Origin of the sequence: Streptomyces sp. NRRL B-24572 (genome assembly GCF_002156145.1) — a bacterium.
Classification (GTDB): Bacteria; Actinomycetota; Actinomycetes; order Streptomycetales; family Streptomycetaceae; genus Streptomyces; species Streptomyces vietnamensis.
Map to the genome: position 1 here is coordinate 1 of NZ_MWIG01001190.1, position 993 is coordinate 993.

Sequence of the window (993 nt, forward strand, 5' to 3'; positions counted from 1 at the left end):
CTTCGGACTCGAACCACAGGTCGCCGGCCGCACCCTCACCGAGGAGGAGGCCAACTGGGCCGGCGACCTGTGGTTCGAGTCCGAAGGCCTCCCGCTCCGCTTCGTCCAGGCCGGCGCCCTGCTCCGCCAGCGCGACAAACTGCGCGTCACCCCCGCCGAGTTCGACGCCTTCGGCGCCCTCGAAGAGGCCTTCGGACCCGCCGACCCCGCGGCCGCGGCGGCCGTCGCGGCCGCCGCCTTCGACGGCGTCGACGACCCCGACGTCGAACTCCGCGAGATACCGCTGCCCAGCCTCGGCGAGGGCGCCGCCCCCGCCGCGCTCCTCGCCTCCCGCCTCAGCCGCTCCGCCCAGGCCGCCCTGCGCTTCGCCGTCGCCCTCGGCGGCGAGGTACCGCACCAGGCCCACCTCCCGGCCCTCGTCGGCGACACCCACGCCGACGCCGCCCTCGGCGAACTCATGGCCTGCGGACTGCTCTCCCCGGTCGGCCCCCGCTACCGGCTCTCCGCCGGAGTCCTCACCCAGCTCCTCGCCCACGGCTACGAGCACGAGGCCGCCGACCGCGCCCACACCGCCGCCCAGCACTACGCCTGGTGGGCGTCCCACCCCTCCGTCACCCCCGAGCGGGCCGCCGCCGAGTCCGACGCCCTGCTCGCCGCCCTCACCGCGCTGATCCCCGGCACCGGCGACACCGCCGCCGAGCACCGGGCCACCGCCGTCCTCCTCGCCCGCGCCGCCGCACCCGCCTTCGCCGCCGGACTCCACTGGGGCGCCTGGGAGCGCGCCCTGCGCGCCGGACAGGAAGCCGCCCGGCTCACCGGCGAGGTCGCCGAGGAGGCCTACTTCCACCACGAGCTCGGCGTCCTCGCGATCTGCGCCGGAAACCTGGAGCGCGCCCGCGCCGAACTGGAGGCCTCCATCGGCATGCGCGGGGTGCTCGCCGACAAGCGCGGCACCGTCGCCGGCCGCCGGGCGCTCGCCCTCGTCGCCGACCT

The 993-nt window shown here is 77.4% G+C and carries 1 pseudogene; it reads left to right on the forward strand.

Features of this window, described 5'->3' with window-relative positions:
• Positions 1–993 (forward strand): annotated as a pseudogene (locus CCN56_RS41220) (ATP-binding protein); the annotation flags it as partial.